Source organism: Vibrio sp. B181a, assembly GCF_030248375.1.
In the GTDB taxonomy this organism is placed as follows: Bacteria; Pseudomonadota; Gammaproteobacteria; order Enterobacterales; family Vibrionaceae; genus Vibrio; species Vibrio campbellii.
Genome location: NZ_JAHGAD010000020.1, coordinates 33519 through 50614, shown reverse-complemented (window position 1 = coordinate 50614; position 17096 = coordinate 33519). Strand labels below are relative to the sequence as shown.

At 46.4% G+C, this 17096-nt stretch carries 16 protein-coding genes; 7 read left to right on the top strand and 9 right to left on the bottom strand.

The genetic code is table 11. The features are described from left to right. Positions 1-47: 47 nt before the first annotated feature. The 7 genes from KIO97_RS09480 to pspA form a co-directional block, all read right to left on the bottom strand. Complete coding sequence (locus tag KIO97_RS09480) at positions 48-608, bottom strand: DNA-3-methyladenine glycosylase I (RefSeq protein WP_285382165.1); 561 nt, start codon at positions 606-608, stop codon at positions 48-50. A 69-nt stretch (positions 609-677) separates the two neighbouring features. Beyond that, positions 678-3788 (bottom strand): efflux RND transporter permease subunit VmeI, encoded by a 3111-nt coding sequence (gene vmeI, locus KIO97_RS09475; protein ID WP_038889491.1) that lies wholly within the window; start codon positions 3786-3788, stop codon positions 678-680. Further along, positions 3785-4870 carry an efflux RND transporter periplasmic adaptor subunit gene (locus tag KIO97_RS09470; protein WP_045368577.1) on the bottom strand — a complete coding sequence of 362 codons (1086 nt, stop codon included), beginning with the start codon at positions 4868-4870 and terminating at the stop codon, positions 3785-3787. The genes vmeI and KIO97_RS09470 overlap by 4 nt, the downstream gene beginning before the upstream one ends. Position 4871: 1 nt before the next feature. Next, on the bottom strand, positions 4872-5903 hold the full coding sequence (locus tag KIO97_RS09465) for an efflux RND transporter periplasmic adaptor subunit (protein ID WP_050910059.1): 1032 nt from the start codon (positions 5901-5903) through the stop codon (positions 4872-4874). A 156-nt stretch (positions 5904-6059) separates the two neighbouring features. Further along, a complete protein-coding gene (pspC, locus tag KIO97_RS09460) occupies positions 6060-6449 on the bottom strand; it encodes an envelope stress response membrane protein PspC (protein WP_285382163.1) in 390 nt (129 codons plus the stop codon). Beyond that, positions 6442-6675 (bottom strand): envelope stress response membrane protein PspB, encoded by a 234-nt coding sequence (gene pspB / locus KIO97_RS09455; protein WP_005425720.1) that lies wholly within the window; start codon positions 6673-6675, stop codon positions 6442-6444. Before pspB ends, pspC begins: the two co-directional genes overlap by 8 nt. 14 nt (positions 6676-6689) lie before the next feature. Then, the gene (gene pspA / locus KIO97_RS09450) at positions 6690-7361 is read right to left on the bottom strand and encodes a phage shock protein PspA (RefSeq protein ID WP_005425704.1); all 672 of its coding nucleotides are present in this window, start codon (positions 7359-7361) and stop codon (positions 6690-6692) included. A gap of 233 nt (positions 7362-7594) precedes the next feature. Here pspA and pspF point away from each other — a divergent pair, with 233 nt between their 5' ends. From pspF to KIO97_RS09420, 6 genes are all read left to right on the top strand, one after another. Further along, entirely contained in the window at positions 7595-8605 is a 1011-nt protein-coding gene (gene pspF, locus KIO97_RS09445; RefSeq protein ID WP_005425749.1) for a phage shock protein operon transcriptional activator, read from the top strand. Positions 8606-8888: 283 nt separating this feature from the next. Continuing rightward, complete coding sequence (gene sapA / locus KIO97_RS09440) at positions 8889-10508, top strand: ABC transporter substrate-binding protein SapA (protein WP_285382160.1); 1620 nt, start codon at positions 8889-8891, stop codon at positions 10506-10508. After that, a complete protein-coding gene (locus KIO97_RS09435) occupies positions 10508-11470 on the top strand; it encodes an ABC transporter permease subunit (RefSeq protein WP_005425783.1) in 963 nt (320 codons plus the stop codon). The genes sapA and KIO97_RS09435 overlap by 1 nt, the downstream gene beginning before the upstream one ends. Beyond that, positions 11457-12344 carry an ABC transporter permease subunit gene (locus KIO97_RS09430; protein ID WP_005529315.1) on the top strand — a complete coding sequence of 296 codons (888 nt, stop codon included), beginning with the start codon at positions 11457-11459 and terminating at the stop codon, positions 12342-12344. The genes KIO97_RS09435 and KIO97_RS09430 overlap by 14 nt, the downstream gene beginning before the upstream one ends. Next, positions 12344-13339: an oligopeptide/dipeptide ABC transporter ATP-binding protein gene (locus tag KIO97_RS09425; RefSeq protein WP_005425745.1), complete on the top strand. Its 996-nt coding sequence runs from the start codon at positions 12344-12346 to the stop codon at positions 13337-13339. Before KIO97_RS09430 ends, KIO97_RS09425 begins: the two co-directional genes overlap by 1 nt. Then, positions 13336-14118 carry an ATP-binding cassette domain-containing protein gene (locus KIO97_RS09420; protein WP_005425767.1) on the top strand — a complete coding sequence of 261 codons (783 nt, stop codon included), beginning with the start codon at positions 13336-13338 and terminating at the stop codon, positions 14116-14118. Before KIO97_RS09425 ends, KIO97_RS09420 begins: the two co-directional genes overlap by 4 nt. A 122-nt stretch (positions 14119-14240) precedes the next feature. Here KIO97_RS09420 and KIO97_RS09415 read toward each other — a convergent pair whose 3' ends face one another. Further along, on the bottom strand, positions 14241-14630 hold the full coding sequence (locus KIO97_RS09415; RefSeq protein WP_005425781.1) for a DUF2750 domain-containing protein: 390 nt from the start codon (positions 14628-14630) through the stop codon (positions 14241-14243). Between the two features lie 74 nt (positions 14631-14704). Further along, positions 14705-15610: a manganese-dependent inorganic pyrophosphatase gene (locus tag KIO97_RS09410; RefSeq protein ID WP_038889496.1), complete on the bottom strand. Its 906-nt coding sequence runs from the start codon at positions 15608-15610 to the stop codon at positions 14705-14707. A gap of 206 nt (positions 15611-15816) precedes the next feature. Between KIO97_RS09410 and KIO97_RS09405 the strand changes: the two genes are divergently transcribed. Further along, positions 15817-17031, top strand: a complete 1215-nt coding sequence (locus KIO97_RS09405) for a putative manganese transporter (protein WP_285382156.1) — start codon at positions 15817-15819, stop codon at positions 17029-17031. The last annotated feature ends 65 nt before the right edge of the window (positions 17032-17096 follow it).

Below are 17096 nucleotides of genomic sequence, written 5' to 3'. Positions count from 1 at the left end.
CTAATGCCAGCCTCCTTCAACATTCGCTATTCAATAAGCAAAACCGCTCAGTGGGATTTTTTCGGGCAACTTACCATATGGTCATCGACCATACCGACTGCTTGCATGAAGGCATAGCAGATCGTCTCACCCACAAATTTAAAGCCTTTCTTTTTAAGGAACTTACTCATTGCTTTGGACTGTTCCGTAGAGACCGGCACTTGGTTCATGTCTGTCCAATGATTCACTATAGGTTTGCCATCAACAAACTGCCATAGAGCATTAGATAGGCTGCCATATTCTTCGATTAGTTGCTTTGCCGCTTTAGCGTTGCTAAATACCGAGTTAATTTTGCCACGGTGCTTAACCACGTCGAAATTTTCAACGATAAACTCAGTACGTACTTCATCACGTTGAATGAGCTTATCTAAGTCATAGTTTTCGAATGCTTGGCGATAGCCTTCTCGCTTTTTCAAAATCGTAATCCAACTTAAACCGGCTTGCGCGCCTTCTAACGTGATGAACTCAAACAACACGTTATCGTCATAAACGGGTACACCCCACTCTGCATCATGATATTCACGCTCAAGTGGATGGTTCATCGCCCATGCACACGTATTTTGTTCCATATTCAATCCTTATAAAAACGCCCCTGACGTTAGCCAGAGGCGCTTTAGAATGTTACTTAAACTCAGCCGTTATTTTGGCACTGCCACCCTGTGGAATAAACGATACAACACTGGAACGACAATTAGTGTCAGTACGGTCGCAAAACCCAAACCAAACATGATGGTTACGGCCATCGGTTTAAAGAAGATATCCGGTAGTAGTGGAATCATACCTAGAATCGTAGTAATTGCTGCCATACATACAGGACGAACACGACTGACCGCTGCATCCACAACTGCGTCGTACGCTTCTTTGCCCGACTTCATTTCAATCTCAATCTGATCAAGCAGTACGATACCATTTTTCAGCACCATACCTGATAAGCTCAAGAAACCTAGCAATGCCATAAAGCCAAACGGCGTATTCAGGGCGAGTAGACCGGTTGTTACACCGATCAATGCCAGAGGCACCGTTAGCCATACAATCAGTGGCTCTTTGATTGAGTTAAACAAGAAGATAGTAATCAAGAACATGAACAGGTAGCCCATCGGCATCGTCGTAAACAATGACGCCTTCGCATCGCCTGATGATTCATATTCTCCACCCCACTCTAGCGAGTAACCAGGTGGCATTTCGATGGCTTCAATCGCTGGCTGCAGACGTTTTTGCAGTGTTGCTGCCGTTTCTTCACCTAAGATATCCGGATCTGCCATCACCGTTAGCATGCGCTTACGGTTCTTACGAACGATAATTGGGTCTTCCCAACGCATGTCGTAGCCCATGGTCACTTGTTGTAGAGGAATAAATTCACTCTGCGCAGGGCTCCAAATCTTCATGCCTTCGATGTTACGAATGTCGATACGCTCATCTTCAGGTAGTCGAGCAACGATTGGCATTAGTGTAGTGCCATCACGGTACAGACCGATCGTCATGCCCGAGAACGACATAGATAGGAAATCATCAACGTCAGACTTAGTAATGCCGTAACGACGAGCTTGGCTCTCGTTAAATTGAGGCTCTAGCACTTGTGTACGTTCACGCCAGTCATGACGGATGTTAGTCGCACCAGGATCGGCGTACATTACGTCCATCACTTGCGCTGCGATAGTACGAAGCACAGTAGGATCAGAACCAATGATACGCGCTTCGATCTTCGCACCGCCACCAGGCCCCAATTCAATTTGCTTTAACTTGTAGTTAATTTCTGGGTAGTTGGTTTTGATGTGCTCTCTAAAGCGATCCATTAATGGCGCTAAGGCTTCATAATTCTCAACACGCGTGGTGATCTCACCGTAAGCCGCGTAGCTTTTCTCTGGCGCATAAGTCAGCATGAAACGCTGCAAGCCTTTACCAGCCGTTGTGGTAATGTGATCAACGTGATCTTGCTCAGCGAGCCAACCTTCCAGCTCTTTCAGCGTGTCATTCGTCGCTCGAATATCTGTCCCTTCAGGCAGCCACACATCCAATTGGAAAATAGGCGTGGTTGAAGATGGGAAGAAGGCTTGTTTAACGTAGGTAAACCCGTAGACACTTGCCGCCAGTCCCGCAACCAACACAACAACAGTGAACCATGCGCGGCGCATACAGAAGCTCAAGAACTTCTTGTACATGACAAACACAATGCCATTGTATGGATCATTGTCTTCGCCCTCGCCACTCTTAATTTTCTGGCCTTTGAAGAAGATGTCCGCAAAGAATGGCGTTAGCGAGATTGCAGTGAACCAACTCAGCATTAGGGAGATAAGCAGTACCGTAAACAAGGTACCACAGTACTCACCCGTCGAGTCTTCAGACAAACCGATCGGTGCAAATGCAGTGACCGCGATAACCGTCGCACCCAATAGTGGCCACTTGGTTTGCGTGACAATGTCTGTTGCTGCTTGCAGTCTCGTTCGCCCTTTTTGGGTACCTATCAATATCCCTTCCACGACCACGATGGCGTTATCCACCAGCATACCTAGAGCAATAACCAAGGCACCAAGTGAAATACGCTGCAAGTCGATGGCTAAGTACTTCATGAAAATGAAGGTACCTAATACGGTCAACAACAAGATCAAACCAATCAGCAAACCAGAGCGCAAACCCATAAAGAAGAGTAGAACAACGATTACGATACCAACCGCTTGTGCCAAGCTGATAACGAAACCACTAACCGACTTGTCCACTTCTTTCGGTTGGTTGTAGATCTCTGAAATCTCAACGCCAACGGGTTGCTGGTACTTCAGCTCTGCAACACGACGGTCAAATGCTTTGCCCACTTCAACAACGTTCACACCCTGAGCAAAAGAAACACCCAAGTTCAGCGCCAATTGGCCGTTATAGTTGATGATGTTGGTTGGGACATCGACGTAGCCACGTTTAATTTCGGCAACGTCTTTCAAGAAGATAAGCCCTTGTGCACCCGACTCGGTCAACAATAGATCGCCAAGCTCATCAACACTTTGGAACTCACCAGTTGGTTGAATGCGGATGTACTCGTCACCAATTCTTATCGCACCAGCGTCAGAAACGACGTTTTGGGTCGACAGTAAGTTAAAGACGGTATTTGGAGAAAGACCAAGACTGCTTAGCTTCTTCATCGAAATTTCAATGAAGACTTGCTCTTGTTGTTGGCCTGAAACCGAAACCTTGCTCACCCCATCAACCAGTTCAAGCTCACGCCTCAAATAGTCAACATAGTCGAGCAGTTCTTTATAGCTGTAACCATCACCAGTGACCGCAAGCAAGATCCCATATACATCACCAAAGTCATCAATGACCGACGGTTCGTTCACACCCGGCGGTAATGAGCCTTTTAGATCGTTGACCTTACGGCGTAACTCATCCCATATTTGCGGCAAGTCATCTGGACCATAGTTGTTTTTCATGGTCACGGTGATTTGTGATAAACCACGGCTAGAAATCGAGTTAACTTCATCCACATAAGTGAGCTGCTGGATGGCTTTTTCCAGTGGATAAGTCACCTCTTCCTCAACCTGTTGCGGGGTTGCACCAGGGTAAGAAGTCACTACCATTGCATCTTTGATCGTAAAGGCCGGATCTTCTAGGCGACCTAAACCAAAGAACGCGGAGACACCACCAATCAAGAAGATCAGCGATACCATCCAACTGATTACACGGTTACGAATGAAATACGCCGCGATACCCGTTACGTTTTCATCATCATCTTTTTGAGGCGCAACATTGTTTTGTTCACTCATTGAGTTGCCTCCTGCTTAACCACTTCCACTTTCATGCCATCTCTTAATCGGGAAACACCAGCGACAACCACTTTGTCGTCAAGCTCTAAACCATCGAGAATCTGTACCGAGGTCTGCGACGCTTTGCCAGCGCGGACTTGCTTACGAGTCACCGTATTGTCGTCATTCAAGACCCAAACAAACTTGTTCTCGCGACTCAGATCATCACCATCAGCATTGAAGATCGCCTCAATTGGCACGTTGATGCCGATATTGAGATCGAGACCTGTTTTCTCATCTTTTGATGTTACATCCACTGCCATACCGTCAAGGATATATTCATCTTTAGGCATTGGCAGCGACAGCGTCACGGTAAAGGTGCCAGTGTCTGGATCAGGCTGTGTTGTAAACTCTTTGATGTGCGCTTCATATTCGTTACCACTAGGTACACGAACCACAGCATTGATACCCGATAAAAGCTCCTCTGTCGGAGGCTGGTTCACATACAAACGATCTGGGAGCTGAATCAGAACCTCAACGCGGTCCACACTGTGAATGTTCACAATGTATTGACCAACTTGAATGTTCTCAAACTGGTCGACGTTTACGCGAGAGATGATGCCGTCAACTGGCGCTTTCAGCTCCGTAAATGACAAGCGTAGTTTTGCAAGCTCCAGCTCTGCTAGTGCAATTTGGCGTTGTGCTGCAATTTCATCAAATTGAGATTTTGCCAGTAAGCCTTTTTTCACTAGAGGCGCTGAACGGCGATATTGACTGTCTACAACAGAAAAACGTGCCGATGCGTTATCGACATCCAGTTGGTAGTCGGTTGGGTCTAGCGTGGCAATCACGTCACCTTTAATGACCTTGTCGCCCTCTTTGACTAATACCCGGCTTACCTCTCCCGCCACACGGAAACTCAGATGTGAACGATCAGCAGCATTCGCTACAGCGGGGAAATACAAGTTGTCATCAACCTTTTTTCCTTCCAAGGAAGCAACGCGAACACGAGGGGTTTCTAATTCTCTTTCCGGCCCTTTATCACCACAGCCAGCAAGTAACATCGCCGAACATAGAGTGGTTAAAGCTAAGACTCCTTTCATATTACAATCCTCGCTCCTTCACCCACTCACGAACCTTAATTCCCGGCTCAATGACATTCACGCCAGATACGATGATTTGGTCACCATCATCCAAGCCCGCCTCAATTTGTTGTTTCTCATTTAGAGTGACAGACGCTTTTTCGACAATGCCTTGGTCAGTGACTCGCCAAACGCACGTCTTACCATCTTCAGTGAAGATCGCTGAACTCGGGATTCTTGTTGCGCCCGCATTTTCAGACACTAAATGTACGTTCCCAGACATACCAGGCAAGATACCTACCCCTTCAGGGCGTGCCATTACCATGGTGACTTTATAACTGCCGGTTTTTGGGTCCGCTTCAGTATCAATTTCTTGGAAAGTCAGGTCAAACGACTGCTCAGGAAACGCATCAAACGTCATCGTCGCGTACGCATTGGCTCCTTGAGTAAATTTACTCAGCAAGTGGTCTGGTAGCTGGAACAGCACTTTCATCACTTGATTGGTTTGAATGTTCATGACGCCTTCTTTGGCCGCCACGTATTCATGATTTTCAGCAGGAAGATAAGAAATTGTGCCGTCATAAGGGGCAACAAGTTTAGTGTATCTCAGGTTAGCTTTAGCCTGATTCCACTGTGCTTTTGCCGAGTTGTGATTGGCTTTTGCTGCGTCGAAATCTTGCTCGGACACCACTTGCTCTTTACGAAGCTTTTTCGAACGTTCGTATTGAACATCGGCTAAGGTGTAATTCGCGCGAGCTTGTTTTTCTAGGAGTGAGTACTCGTCAGGGTTGAGCACGGCAAGTACATCACCTTTGTTAACCATTTGTCCAGCATTCACTTCTATTGATTGAAGTAAACCTGGCACTCGGAATGCGAGTACTGCTCGGTCACCGGCTTCTGTGGTGGCAGGAAAATGTCTTTCAAACTGAGCATTGCCTACAGAGACCGTGAAGAGTTTGGCGGGCCGAGATTCGGGTTCAGGGACTGGTGGTAGCTCTTTTCCACATCCTGAGAGAACCGTCATGACAGCGATTGGAATGAGCGCTTTTCTCATGTTAATTCATCCATTTAAGATCCATTCCTTTTAAAGTAGATGAATTTATGGTGTTCTTCTAGAGCATCAGAGCAAAAAATTTCTTTAAAAATAGCAATTTGAGACAAAAATAAAGCAGACCGAAGCCTGCTTTATCAATAAATTAGTAACTAATCACTAGAGCTTATTAAACTCTCTGTTTACGCGATAAGTATCAGAAGTGACATACGCTTCCATGTTGCGGATTTTTCCATCGAGGCGGTTAAAGTCATTTTCCAACACGCTTAACAGCTGATCTGGGCTTTGTCCTTTCTGCCAAGGCTTACTTTTCAGCGTGTGCTCTTGACGAGACTTAATGTTTTCAGTGTAGGTCACCGGCTGCTTTTCTAGCATGAAGGTCATCGCAATATAGGCCAACAAGACTAGGAAAGTACCGCCCAACAAAGCAGCGGAAATCACAACGATACGAATCAACCAAACTTCCGCGCCAAAGTAGTTTGCGACTCCGGCACACACGCCGGAGATTTTGCCATTTACTGGGTCACGATACAGTTCTCGTTTAATCATACTTACGTCTCCACGTTGGGGATTCTGAGTCTAGGATACGCTCCAATGTTTCAACTCGAGACTGCATCGCTTCCGCTTTTTCAGACAGTACCTGAAGGCGCTCAAGATCTTGGCTCGACAGTGCACTATCTGCTTTGCGTTTGCTGCGATAGTGTAAGAAGAGCCATAGTGGAGCGACAAAGATTAAAAAGACAATCAATGGTCCAGTAATAAAAAATGTCGACATAAATGGCTCCTTTCTTATTTATCGTTCGATGACATCTGTTCTTTCAGTTTTGCCAACTCTTTTTCAATTTCGTCTTGTGCTTGTAGCTCGGCAAACTCTTGGTCTAGTGACTTTGCGTTGCCTGTTTTCGCGTATAGGTCTGCTTCTGCTTCCATCTCGTCAATCTTACGAGAGTATTGCTCAAACTTTGCCATCGCTTCGTTTGTGCGACCTGCATGTAGCTGCTTTTGTACATCACGACGGTTAGATGCCGTTTGGTTACGAATTGCTAGCGCTTGTTGCTTCGCACGAGTTTCCGTGATTTTTGCTTCTAACTTACCGATTTCGCCTGTTAGCTTCTCGATCGTTTCTTCTACAAGTGTTTGTTCAGTGTGAAGACCTTTAATCACTTGCTCTAGCTTTTGCTTTTCAATCAGAGCAGCACGTGCCAAATCTTCACGCTCTTTCACTAGTGCTAGGCTTGCTTTTTGGCCCCACTCAGTGATTTGCTCTTCTAGTGCTTCGACTTTGCGAGCCAACTCTTTTTTGTCTGCAATCGCTTTCGCCGAGTTAGTACGCACTTCTACAAGTGTGTCTTCCATTTCTTGGATGATAAGACGGATCATTTTTTCAGGATCTTCCGCCTTGTCTAGCAATGCACTGATGTTTGAGTTAACGATATCTGCAAAACGAGAAAAAATACCCATAACGGAACTCCTCTTTTTTCCTATTAAAACTCGACAAGGCGGTGATTCACCTTGTGTCTTCCTTTACATATAACAAGTAGCGTGCCAACTTTTATTGTCTATATTAAACAATAGCTTACGCATTTTGTTGTTGTTGCATACCGTTATGCTATGATGGTTTTTACCAACTGTTGGTAAATTTCACCAACTTCAATACTGTAAATCTTGGCCAGACAGAAAATAAGAAGGATTTTATGAAGCAGAACCTCATTGGTGAATCGCCCGCCTTTCTCGCCGTATTAGATAAAGTATCACAACTTGCGCCGATTGAGCGGCCCGTTCTTATTATTGGGGAACGAGGCACAGGTAAAGAGCTCATCGCGCAACGTTTACACTATTTATCAAAGCGTTGGGATAAGCCACTGCTTTCTCTAAACTGTGCGACATTAAGCGAGGGTTTGATTGACTCAGAGCTGTTTGGTCACGAATCGGGTTCATTTACAGGGTCGAAAGGCAAGCATAAAGGCCGCTTTGAACGCGCCGAAGGTGGCACCTTGTTCCTTGATGAATTGGCGACCGCGCCACTCCTCGTTCAAGAAAAACTCCTACGTGTGATTGAATATGGCGAATACGAGCGCGTTGGTGGACACACTGCACTAACTGCAGACGTTCGCTTGGTTTGTGCAACCAATGCTGATTTACCAAAACTGGCAGAGCAAGGGGATTTCCGTGCGGATTTGCTCGACCGTTTGGCATTTGATGTCATTATGCTTCCGCCACTGAGGGAGCGAAAAGAGGACATTCTTTCCCTTGCCGAGCATTACGCGATCAAGATGTGCCGTGAATTGCAGTTGGAATACTTTGTTGGCTTTACGGAAGAGGCACAACAGTCACTGCTCGATTACGAATGGCCGGGCAACGTTCGTGAATTAAAGAATGTGATTGAACGAGCAATCTATCGTCACGGTCTCAATTCAGATCCTATCGAACACCTTATCTTCAACCCATTTCAAACTGGTTGGGATAACTCACTCGGCCACACTGCCGCTCAGGAAGAAACCGAGACAACAGAGGCCACTCCGCACTCCGCAATCCACTTCCCTCTGGACTACAAGCAGTGGCAAGAAGATCAAGATATTGAATTGCTAAACCGAGCACTAGAAGAAGCGAAGTTTAACCAACGCCAAGCCGCAGAATTATTGGGGTTAAGCTACCACCAGCTTAGAGGTATGGTCAGAAAATATGGCTTAGTCGGTCAAGGATAATTGCCACATGCCCTCTCACTCGAGTAATGGCTCACTATACTGAAGGAAAACAAGCGGTTTTAGTAAACGCGAGTGTTTTACACAAATTAGTGAGCAATTTGAGAGGCAAATAAGGTCAACAACCAGACAATGATACGGTAATTTGATCTAACACCCCGCGACTCAACGATTTTATGTTTGGAGCGAGTTGGCAAAGGTGATAAATTAGCGAGATCATTTTCGCTTGTCATCCTTGAAGCAAAAAGCTGAGGGAGCAAGCAAAGTCCAATGACCATTTCATATTATGAAAGCTTTTATAAGACTATCGCTGAGCCTGATTGGTATTAGCTTACTCACCGCATGTGGTGATGAAATCGATCACAATGATATTCGAGAGAATGGCTTTGTGTTTTGTGGGCAAGGTAAGCCAACCACGTTTAACCCTCAGCTCATTGACAGCGGTATCACTGCCGAAGCACTTAGCCCTCAGCTATACGATACGCTGCTCACACTTGATCCCAAAACCCATCAACCCGTTGCAAATCTTGCAGAAAATTGGTCCGTTAATGAAGAAGGCACCGAATACACGTTTAATCTTAAACAGGATGTTCAGTTTCAAAAGACAGCATGGTTTACACCTACCCGACCTTTTAATGCACAAGATGTGGTATTCAGCTTCAAGCGAATCATTGATGTAGACCATCCGTTTCACGACGTCGGTGGTGGTTTTTATCCATGGTTTGCAGGTTTGGATTTCCAAAACTTGGTGAAAGATGTTGTCGCTGTGGATAACGACACAGTGAAGTTTGTGCTCTCTCAACCTAATTTTGCCTTTCTAGCCAATATTGCGACCAGTCATGCCGTGCTACTTTCTGCCGAATATGGCCAGCAACTCGCAGTAAAAGATGAGAAAGAACAGATCGATATGTTACCTATCGGTACTGGTCCCTACCAACTAAAAGAGTACCAAGTGAACGACTTGATTCGTCTTGAGCGCCATCCTAAATATTGGAAGTCACCAGCCAAGATGGAACAGGTGGTGTTCGACATTTCTCACCGCGGTACTGGCACGCTCGCTAAGCTGCTGAGAAACGAGTGTGATGTGCTTGCATCACCAATTTCGAGTCAGATTCCAATCATTCAAGAAACGGAAGAGCTAGAGTTAACCGCAACGCCTGCTAATAACGTCTCATTTATCGCGATTAACACTGAACACCCAGCTCTGCGCGATGCTCGTGTTCGCCAAGCATTGAACCTAGCGATCAACCGCCAGAACATTCTTGATTCAGTTTATTACGGCACTGGTACTCAAGCTTACACCCTACTTCCACCTAACTCTTGGGCTTACCAAAAAGACAGCGTGAAAATACGTTATGACCGTAATTATGCTCTAGCCCTTCTTCGAGAGGCGGGTTACGAGAAAGGTCTGCAACTGACTATGTGGGTGCCATTGGAACCACGCGCCTTTAACCCAAGTCCGCGTAAGACCGCAGAGCTGATTCAAGCAAACTTCGCAGACATTGGCGTCGAGTTACGACTGCTGACTGATGACCGCTTTGAACGTACCCAACTGGAAAACATCAATGATGTAGACTTGCTGCTCACTGGTTGGATTGGGGATACGGGCGATCCGGATAACTTCTTCCGCCCTCTGCTGTCTTGTGAATCAGAACGCGTTGGTTTGAACGTTTCGATGTGGTGTAACGATGATTTTGACTTCTTGTTGGATCTTGCACTAGAAACTCAACAGCAACGTTACCGCTTGAACCTATATCGCCAAGCGCAGAATATTCTCAATGAAGAATTCCCAGTTATTCCATTGGCTCACGGCGTTCAATTCCGTGTCCACGACAAATCGCTGAAAGGTTTTAAATCGAGCCCTTTCAATGCACAACCTTTTGATAGAGTTGAGAGAATCCATTAATGTTTTGGTACGCCGTAAGACGTCTTAATCTATTTGTCATCACTTTGATGATTCTCACGTTAGTGGGCTTTTCGCTATTGCGTTTGGATCCGAGTTCTCATTGGGCAAACGTTGAATTTTGGGCAGGTTGGCAAAGCTACCTTGTTGAGCTATCACAGCTCAATTTTGGTATCAGCAAGAACGGACATCCAATTTACGATGAGTTAGCCATTGTCTTCCCTGCAACACTCGAGTTGTGTTTCTTTGCCTTTGTCGTTTCATTGCTTATCGGCATCCCGCTGGGCACGATTGCAGGCATGAAACAGGGTAAATGGTTAGATACCAGCATCTCATTTATCTCTATGTCTGGTTACTCGGCGCCTATCTTCTGGGTTGCGCTGATGTTGATCATGATGTTCTCGTTGCAGTATCACGTGTTCCCCGTTGCTGGCCGCTATGACTTACTGTACGAGATTGACCACGTAACGGGTTTCGCGATCATTGATGCATTCATGGCAAAGGGTGAATACCGAGCACACGCGCTGCAAAGTGTTATCGAACACATGATCTTGCCATGTTTGGTATTAGCGCTTGCTCCTACTACCCAAGTTATCGGCTTAATGCGCGCATCAGTGGCAGAAGTGATGAGCCAAAACTACATCCGTGCTGCACGAATCAAAGGTTTATCCAACCGCGAGATCGTGACACAACACGTGCTACGTAACGCCATTCCGCCTATTGTGCCAAAAGTTGGTGTTCAGCTTTCTAGCATGATCACGCTAGCGATCATTACTGAATCTATCTTCAACTGGCCGGGTATTGGTCGTTGGTTGTTGGATGCACTTTCAAATCAAGATTACGCTTCCATTCAGGCAGGCGTAATGGTGCTAGCAACCCTTGTTTTAACTGCCAACATCCTTTCGGATTTGATTGGTGCCATGATTAACCCTCTGGTGAGAAAGGAATGGTATGCTAACAAATAACGTTTATCAGGAAGAACGCATTCCAACTCAGTTCGAACGATTCTGGCGTAGCTACCGTGCCAACAGCTTGGCAATGTTTGGCTTGTGGTGTCTGATTTTCATCATCCTGATCACCATCTTTGCGCCATTACTTGCGCCTTATGATCCACAAGCTCAATCGGGCGAACTACTTGTGCCTCCATCATGGGCACCAGCAGGTGCCGTGGACTACTTTCTTGGCACAGACGACTTGGGTCGTGACATCCTTTCGCGTCTGATTATGGGTTCTCAGCTGACATTCGGTGCAGCCGTCGCCATAACGGTCATTGCTGGTTTGATTGGCTGTTTTATCGGTGTTTTGGCAGGCATGACTAAAGGTCTGTTATCGAGTACTTTGAACCACTTGCTCGATACCGTAATGTCGATCCCATCTCTACTACTGGCGATAATCTTCGTGGCTTTCCTTGGCTTTGGTGAGTTCAACATCCTTCTGGCTATCTGCTTGGCTTTGATTCCGCGCTTTATTCGCTCTGTGTACATCGCGGTCCATACGGAAGTAGAAAAAGACTACATCATGGCGGCTCGCCTAGATGGTGCCAATGACTTCTACTTACTGTGGAACTCGATTCTGCCAAACGTACTCACTGTTATCGCGGCAGAAATCACACTGGCACTATCTGTAGCAATTTTAGATATCACAGCACTAGGCTTCCTTGGTTTGGGTGCTCAAGCACCAAGTACTGAATGGGGCGCAATCCTTGGCGACTCCGTTGAGCTGATTTACATCGCACCATGGACTGTGACGCTACCGGGTCTCACCATTATGTTTACCGTGGTTGTTCTAAACTTAGTGGGTGAAGGTGTACGCCAAGCGCTCAATGCGGGGATCGAATAATGCCGTTACTAGATATTCGACATTTAACCATTGAAATTGAAACGCCATCAGGTTTGGTGAAAGCCGTCGACCGCATGAGCATTACCCTAAATGAAGGGGAAATCCGTGGTCTAGTGGGCGAATCAGGTTCAGGTAAGAGTCTGGTTGCCAAAGCAATTGTTGGCGTTTGTAAGGACAACTGGAAAGTCACCGCGGACCGAATGCGCCTTGGTAACATTGACTTGCTTCAATTGACACCGAAAGAGCGCCGACGAGTGATAGCTCGCGATATCGCGATGATCTTCCAAGAGCCTTCGACCTGTTTAGATCCTTCTGAAGAAGTAGGACGTCAATTGATCGAATCGATCCCTTCTCGCTCTTTCGAAGGAAAATGGTGGGAACGATTCAAATGGCGTAAAAAACAAGCGATTGCCCTACTCCACAAAGTGGGCATCAAAGATCACAAACGCTTGATGGGCAGCTACCCTTACGAGCTAACCGACGGTGAATGTCAGAAAGTCATGATCGCGATGGCCATTGCAACCAAGCCAAAAATCTTGATTGCCGATGAACCTACCAACGACCTTGACCCAATCACGCAGTCACAAATCCTGCGTTTGTTGAGCCGAATGAATCAGCTCAACAACACCACGATTGTGTTGATTGGCCATGACTTGACCACAATTACTCAATGGGCGAATCGTATTACGGTAATGTATTGCGGCCAATCAGTTGAATCCGCTGACACCGAGAAGTTGGTTGAGGCTCCGAAGCATCCATATACTGCGGCACTGCTCAAAGCAATGCCCGACTTTAATGATTGGATTCCTCATAAGCAGAAACTGCAATCACTACCGGGGTCAATCCCCCCTTTGCAGCACTTGCCAATCGGCTGCCGCTTAGGGCCTCGTTGCCCTTATGCACAAAGACAATGTGTCGAGATACCCCATACGAGACGTATCAAGACTCATAAATTTAGCTGTCACTTCCCATTGAACACGGAGAAACATTCATGAGTGCGTTGCTTGAAGTCGATAACCTATCGAAACAGTTTGTCACGCGCTCAGGTCTGTTTAAACGCACAGTCAAAGAAGCGGTTAAACCGGTTAGTTTTACCCTGGAGCCGGGTCAAACTATTGGCTTTATTGGCCAAAACGGCTCAGGTAAATCAACCCTAGCACGAATGTTAGCGGGTGTGGTTGAGCCAAGTTCCGGTGAGATTCGTGTAAACGGTGAGCGCCTTGAACACGAAGATTACTCGACGCGTTGTAAGTTAATTCGCATGATTTTCCAAGATCCAAACACCTCTTTGAACCCGCGTATTCAGATTGGCCGCATTTTGGAAGGTCCGTTAAAACGAAACACTAACATGCCGCCGGATGCACGTATGAAGCGTGTAAAAGATACTCTGTTGCGCGTAGGTTTACTGCCAGAGCATGCTTATTTCTATCCGCAAATGCTTGCAGCAGGTCAGAAGCAGCGTGTATGTCTTGCTCGTGCTCTTATCCTGCAACCTTCCATCATCGTTGCTGATGAGGCACTAAACGGTCTAGACATGGCGATGCGCTCTCAGATCATCAACTTATTCTTAGAGTTGCAAGAAGAGATGGGCTTGTCGTTTGTTTACGTGTCTCAGCATATTGGCATCGTGAAACACATTACCGACAAAGTAATGGTGATGCATGAAGGCGAAGTGGTGGAGTTCGGCGAAACAAACCAAGTGCTGACCAACCCAGAGCATGCGATTACTCAGCGATTGGTAGAGAGCCACTTCTACAAAGCGCCAAACCACTAAAGATTGAGCGAGTAGTAAGTTTCTAGTATTCGCTTCCTCTGAAAGCCTTCCTCTAAAAACAACAAAGCCTGCATCAGCGCAGGCTTTTTAGTCTCTGAATTTCAGAACGCAATTGGTAATGCTTAACGACGGCTCGCTTGCTTACGCAGTTCGAAATCAAACTCATCTGGAAACAGCACCACGCCTTCTTCATTCTGGTTCGGGAAAACCACAACAGACAGCTCATCATCTTCTAGACCCGACGTCCAACGACTGTGCCATTTGTTCAAAGAGATAGCCTCTGGCTCACACTCTTCCCAGTCGCCTGTCGCCCATTGCTGTGCAAACTCTTCGTTTGGCCACACTGGTACACAATCGTCGTCTTCTGTGTTTAACATCACGCAGCCGTGTTCGTCCTTCAGAATCCACACTTTGCGGTTTGCTACGATTTCCTTCACACAGTATTTCAAACGCTGCTCTTCGTTGTAGCGATTGATGGTGTCCATTTGCTCTTGGGTTAATGCTTCAGACATGTTCGTCTCCTATTCCCATAGAAAAATGCCCACCTATTGGCGGGCATTTACAGTATACGTCGGTAATAATGAAATTACACAAGCTCAGTTTGAAGCCAAGGCCAGCCTTGCTTCTTACGGCTTAGAGTGTTTTCCATCATTAGCATGCCGTCTTTCTCGTGCTTAACAAGCTTCTCAGCCCACTCACCTTTGTAAAGAAGACGAGTCTGAGCTGTAGTGATGTCTGTTAGCATAACAGCAGCGAATGCTAGGTTGTCGTTTGCACAACGCGCTTCTAGATCGGCTTCTAGTGCTTCGATCATGCCGTCAACTTGCTCTAGAGTTGCAAGTTCAACCTGACCTACTACTACGTCACGACCGTTGAATGGGTAACCTTTAAGGTCTTTTTCAACAAGTTCAGCCGCAGATAGACCTTCAATGTTTGTCTTAGCAATTAGAAGGTCTTTAGTGAATGCGTCAACGTCTTGTACGTCTGCGATAGCCGCTAGCTCAGCAACAGCATCTTTGTCTTTTTGAGTACAAGTTGGAGAAGCAAAACCTACTGTGTCAGATAGGATAGCTGACATCATTAGTTTAGCGATTTGAGGCTTGATCTCGTGACCTTCAATCTTGAACATGTTGAATAGTACTGTGTTAGTACAACCAACAGGCCAGATCCATGCTTCCATTGGGTTCACTGTCATCACGTCACCTAGACGGTGGTGGTCAACGATACCCGCGATTTCAGCTTCAGCGATGTCGTCTGGTGCTTGCGCTAGATCTGAGTAGTCTACTAGCCAAACAGTTTCGCCAGCTACTGAAGTGCGTAGCTCAGGAACTTCTGCGCCAGCTACTTCTAGGATGTGCTGAGTTTCACGGTTAATTTCGCCCTGACGAATTGGCATTGCTTCTACGCCACGCGCCTTTAGAAGTTCAGTTGCAACTAGTGCACTACAAATACTGTCACTGTCTGGGTTCTTATGACCTACAACTAGAATCATGTCTCTTCCTATTCAAGTCAATTTGATGGCTTCCTAACAGGGTGAATTGCATAACGAATTACACCGAGGAAGCGGGTTTGCTCACAAAGGCGCTTACTTTACCTGATTTGGGGCAGATTGACACGAAGAAAAGTTGTTACGGCCTATTGCGAATAATTCTCACTTTCATATAATGAGAATTATTACCATTTGCATTTAAGCTTACTATGAACGCAACCAAGATTTTTAATTCAGCACACCCGTTGCTGCAACCTGCTCAATTTCGCCTTGCTTATAAGCGACTTTTGCTACCCGTTGCGTTGCTCGCGCTATTAGCAAGTGAAGCGACAAGAGATGTCACCGTCGCCACGCTATCGGATTCGTTCTGGGCCGTTTCTTGTTATGTTGCTGCAACGCTCGCGATATACCACTACCTGTCGAACTTCATGTCGAAGACTAATCGATTAACCGCGCTTTACCACCGCTCTCGTAGCCATCAAGTGTTCTTTGCTGCACTGCTTGGTGCGCTTCCTGGTTGTGGTGGTGCAATTGTTGTAACAACGCAATTTATCAGCGGACGTGTTGGCTTTGGCGCTATCGTTGCCGTGCTTACCTCAACCATGGGCGATGCGGCTTTCTTGTTGCTTGCGGCCAAGCCTGCGACGGGTTTTAGTATCATCGCTTTGGGCATTGTGGTTGGTACGTTGTCTGGCTGGGTGGTGAACGCTTTCCATGCCGATGATTTTCTGCGCCCAAAACAGAAAGAACAATCACCTCAAGCACAGTGCTGTAACAGCCATGGCGACACACATACCCCAATGGAGCAGCGCGCGATTAACTTGCAAGGTGCGTTTTGGAAATGGTTGCTTTTGCCTGTCACTATCGTTGCAGTACTTGGCTCTTTTCAAGTCGATATTAACCAAATGCTTGGTTTGAAAGACAACACCATGGAGTGGTTAGGGGCGACGTTTGCGGTGATCAGTATGTTCCTGTGGGCAATGACCAAGGAACTTGGCGACTACCAGTCGACCGTATCGGAAGATGACAAAATCATCGACTCCCACCCAATTCAAAAAGCGGCGCAAGATACTAACTTTGTTAGCGCATGGGTAATTTTGGCTTTCCTCGCTTTTGAGCTCACCACGTACTTCTCTGGTCTGGATTTAGGCTCTACGTTCTCTGGTTGGGGGATTTGGATGCCACTGATTGGCCTTGCAATTGGCCTGCTGCCGGGCTGTGGGCCACAAATTCTGGTTACCAGTCTGTATATCTCAGGCGCGGTACCATTATCGGCACAGTTATCAAATGCTATTTCAAATGATGGTGATGCCCTATTCCCTGCCATTGCTATGGCACCGAAAGCGGCGTTAGTTGCGACTGTCTACTCGGCCATCCCTGCGTTGATTGTCGGCTACGGGTACTTCTTCCTATTTGAATACTAATCGCCTGATACACATGTAAATGGACATAAAAAGAGCCTCAATCGAGGCTCTTTTTCAATCTAATC

Coding starts and splice junctions, on each gene's coding strand:
- vmeI (WP_038889491.1), bottom strand. CDS start 3,788: ATGAGTGAACAAAACAATGTTGCGCCTCAAAAAGATGATGATGAAAAC.
- pspF (WP_005425749.1), top strand. CDS start 7,595: ATGAAGCAGAACCTCATTGGTGAATCGCCCGCCTTTCTCGCCGTATTA.
- KIO97_RS09420 (WP_005425767.1), top strand. CDS start 13,336: ATGAGTGCGTTGCTTGAAGTCGATAACCTATCGAAACAGTTTGTCACG.
- KIO97_RS09470 (WP_045368577.1), bottom strand. CDS start 4,870: ATGAAAGGAGTCTTAGCTTTAACCACTCTATGTTCGGCGATGTTACTT.
- KIO97_RS09425 (WP_005425745.1), top strand. CDS start 12,344: ATGCCGTTACTAGATATTCGACATTTAACCATTGAAATTGAAACGCCA.
- KIO97_RS09435 (WP_005425783.1), top strand. CDS start 10,508: ATGTTTTGGTACGCCGTAAGACGTCTTAATCTATTTGTCATCACTTTG.
- sapA (WP_285382160.1), top strand. CDS start 8,889: ATGAAAGCTTTTATAAGACTATCGCTGAGCCTGATTGGTATTAGCTTA.
- KIO97_RS09405 (WP_285382156.1), top strand. CDS start 15,817: ATGAACGCAACCAAGATTTTTAATTCAGCACACCCGTTGCTGCAACCT.
- pspA (WP_005425704.1), bottom strand. CDS start 7,361: ATGGGTATTTTTTCTCGTTTTGCAGATATCGTTAACTCAAACATCAGT.
- KIO97_RS09410 (WP_038889496.1), bottom strand. CDS start 15,610: ATGATTCTAGTTGTAGGTCATAAGAACCCAGACAGTGACAGTATTTGT.
- pspC (WP_285382163.1), bottom strand. CDS start 6,449: ATGATTAAACGAGAACTGTATCGTGACCCAGTAAATGGCAAAATCTCC.
- KIO97_RS09415 (WP_005425781.1), bottom strand. CDS start 14,630: ATGTCTGAAGCATTAACCCAAGAGCAAATGGACACCATCAATCGCTAC.
- KIO97_RS09480 (WP_285382165.1), bottom strand. CDS start 608: ATGGAACAAAATACGTGTGCATGGGCGATGAACCATCCACTTGAGCGT.
- KIO97_RS09430 (WP_005529315.1), top strand. CDS start 11,457: ATGCTAACAAATAACGTTTATCAGGAAGAACGCATTCCAACTCAGTTC.
- pspB (WP_005425720.1), bottom strand. CDS start 6,675: ATGTCGACATTTTTTATTACTGGACCATTGATTGTCTTTTTAATCTTT.
- KIO97_RS09465 (WP_050910059.1), bottom strand. CDS start 5,903: ATGAGAAAAGCGCTCATTCCAATCGCTGTCATGACGGTTCTCTCAGGA.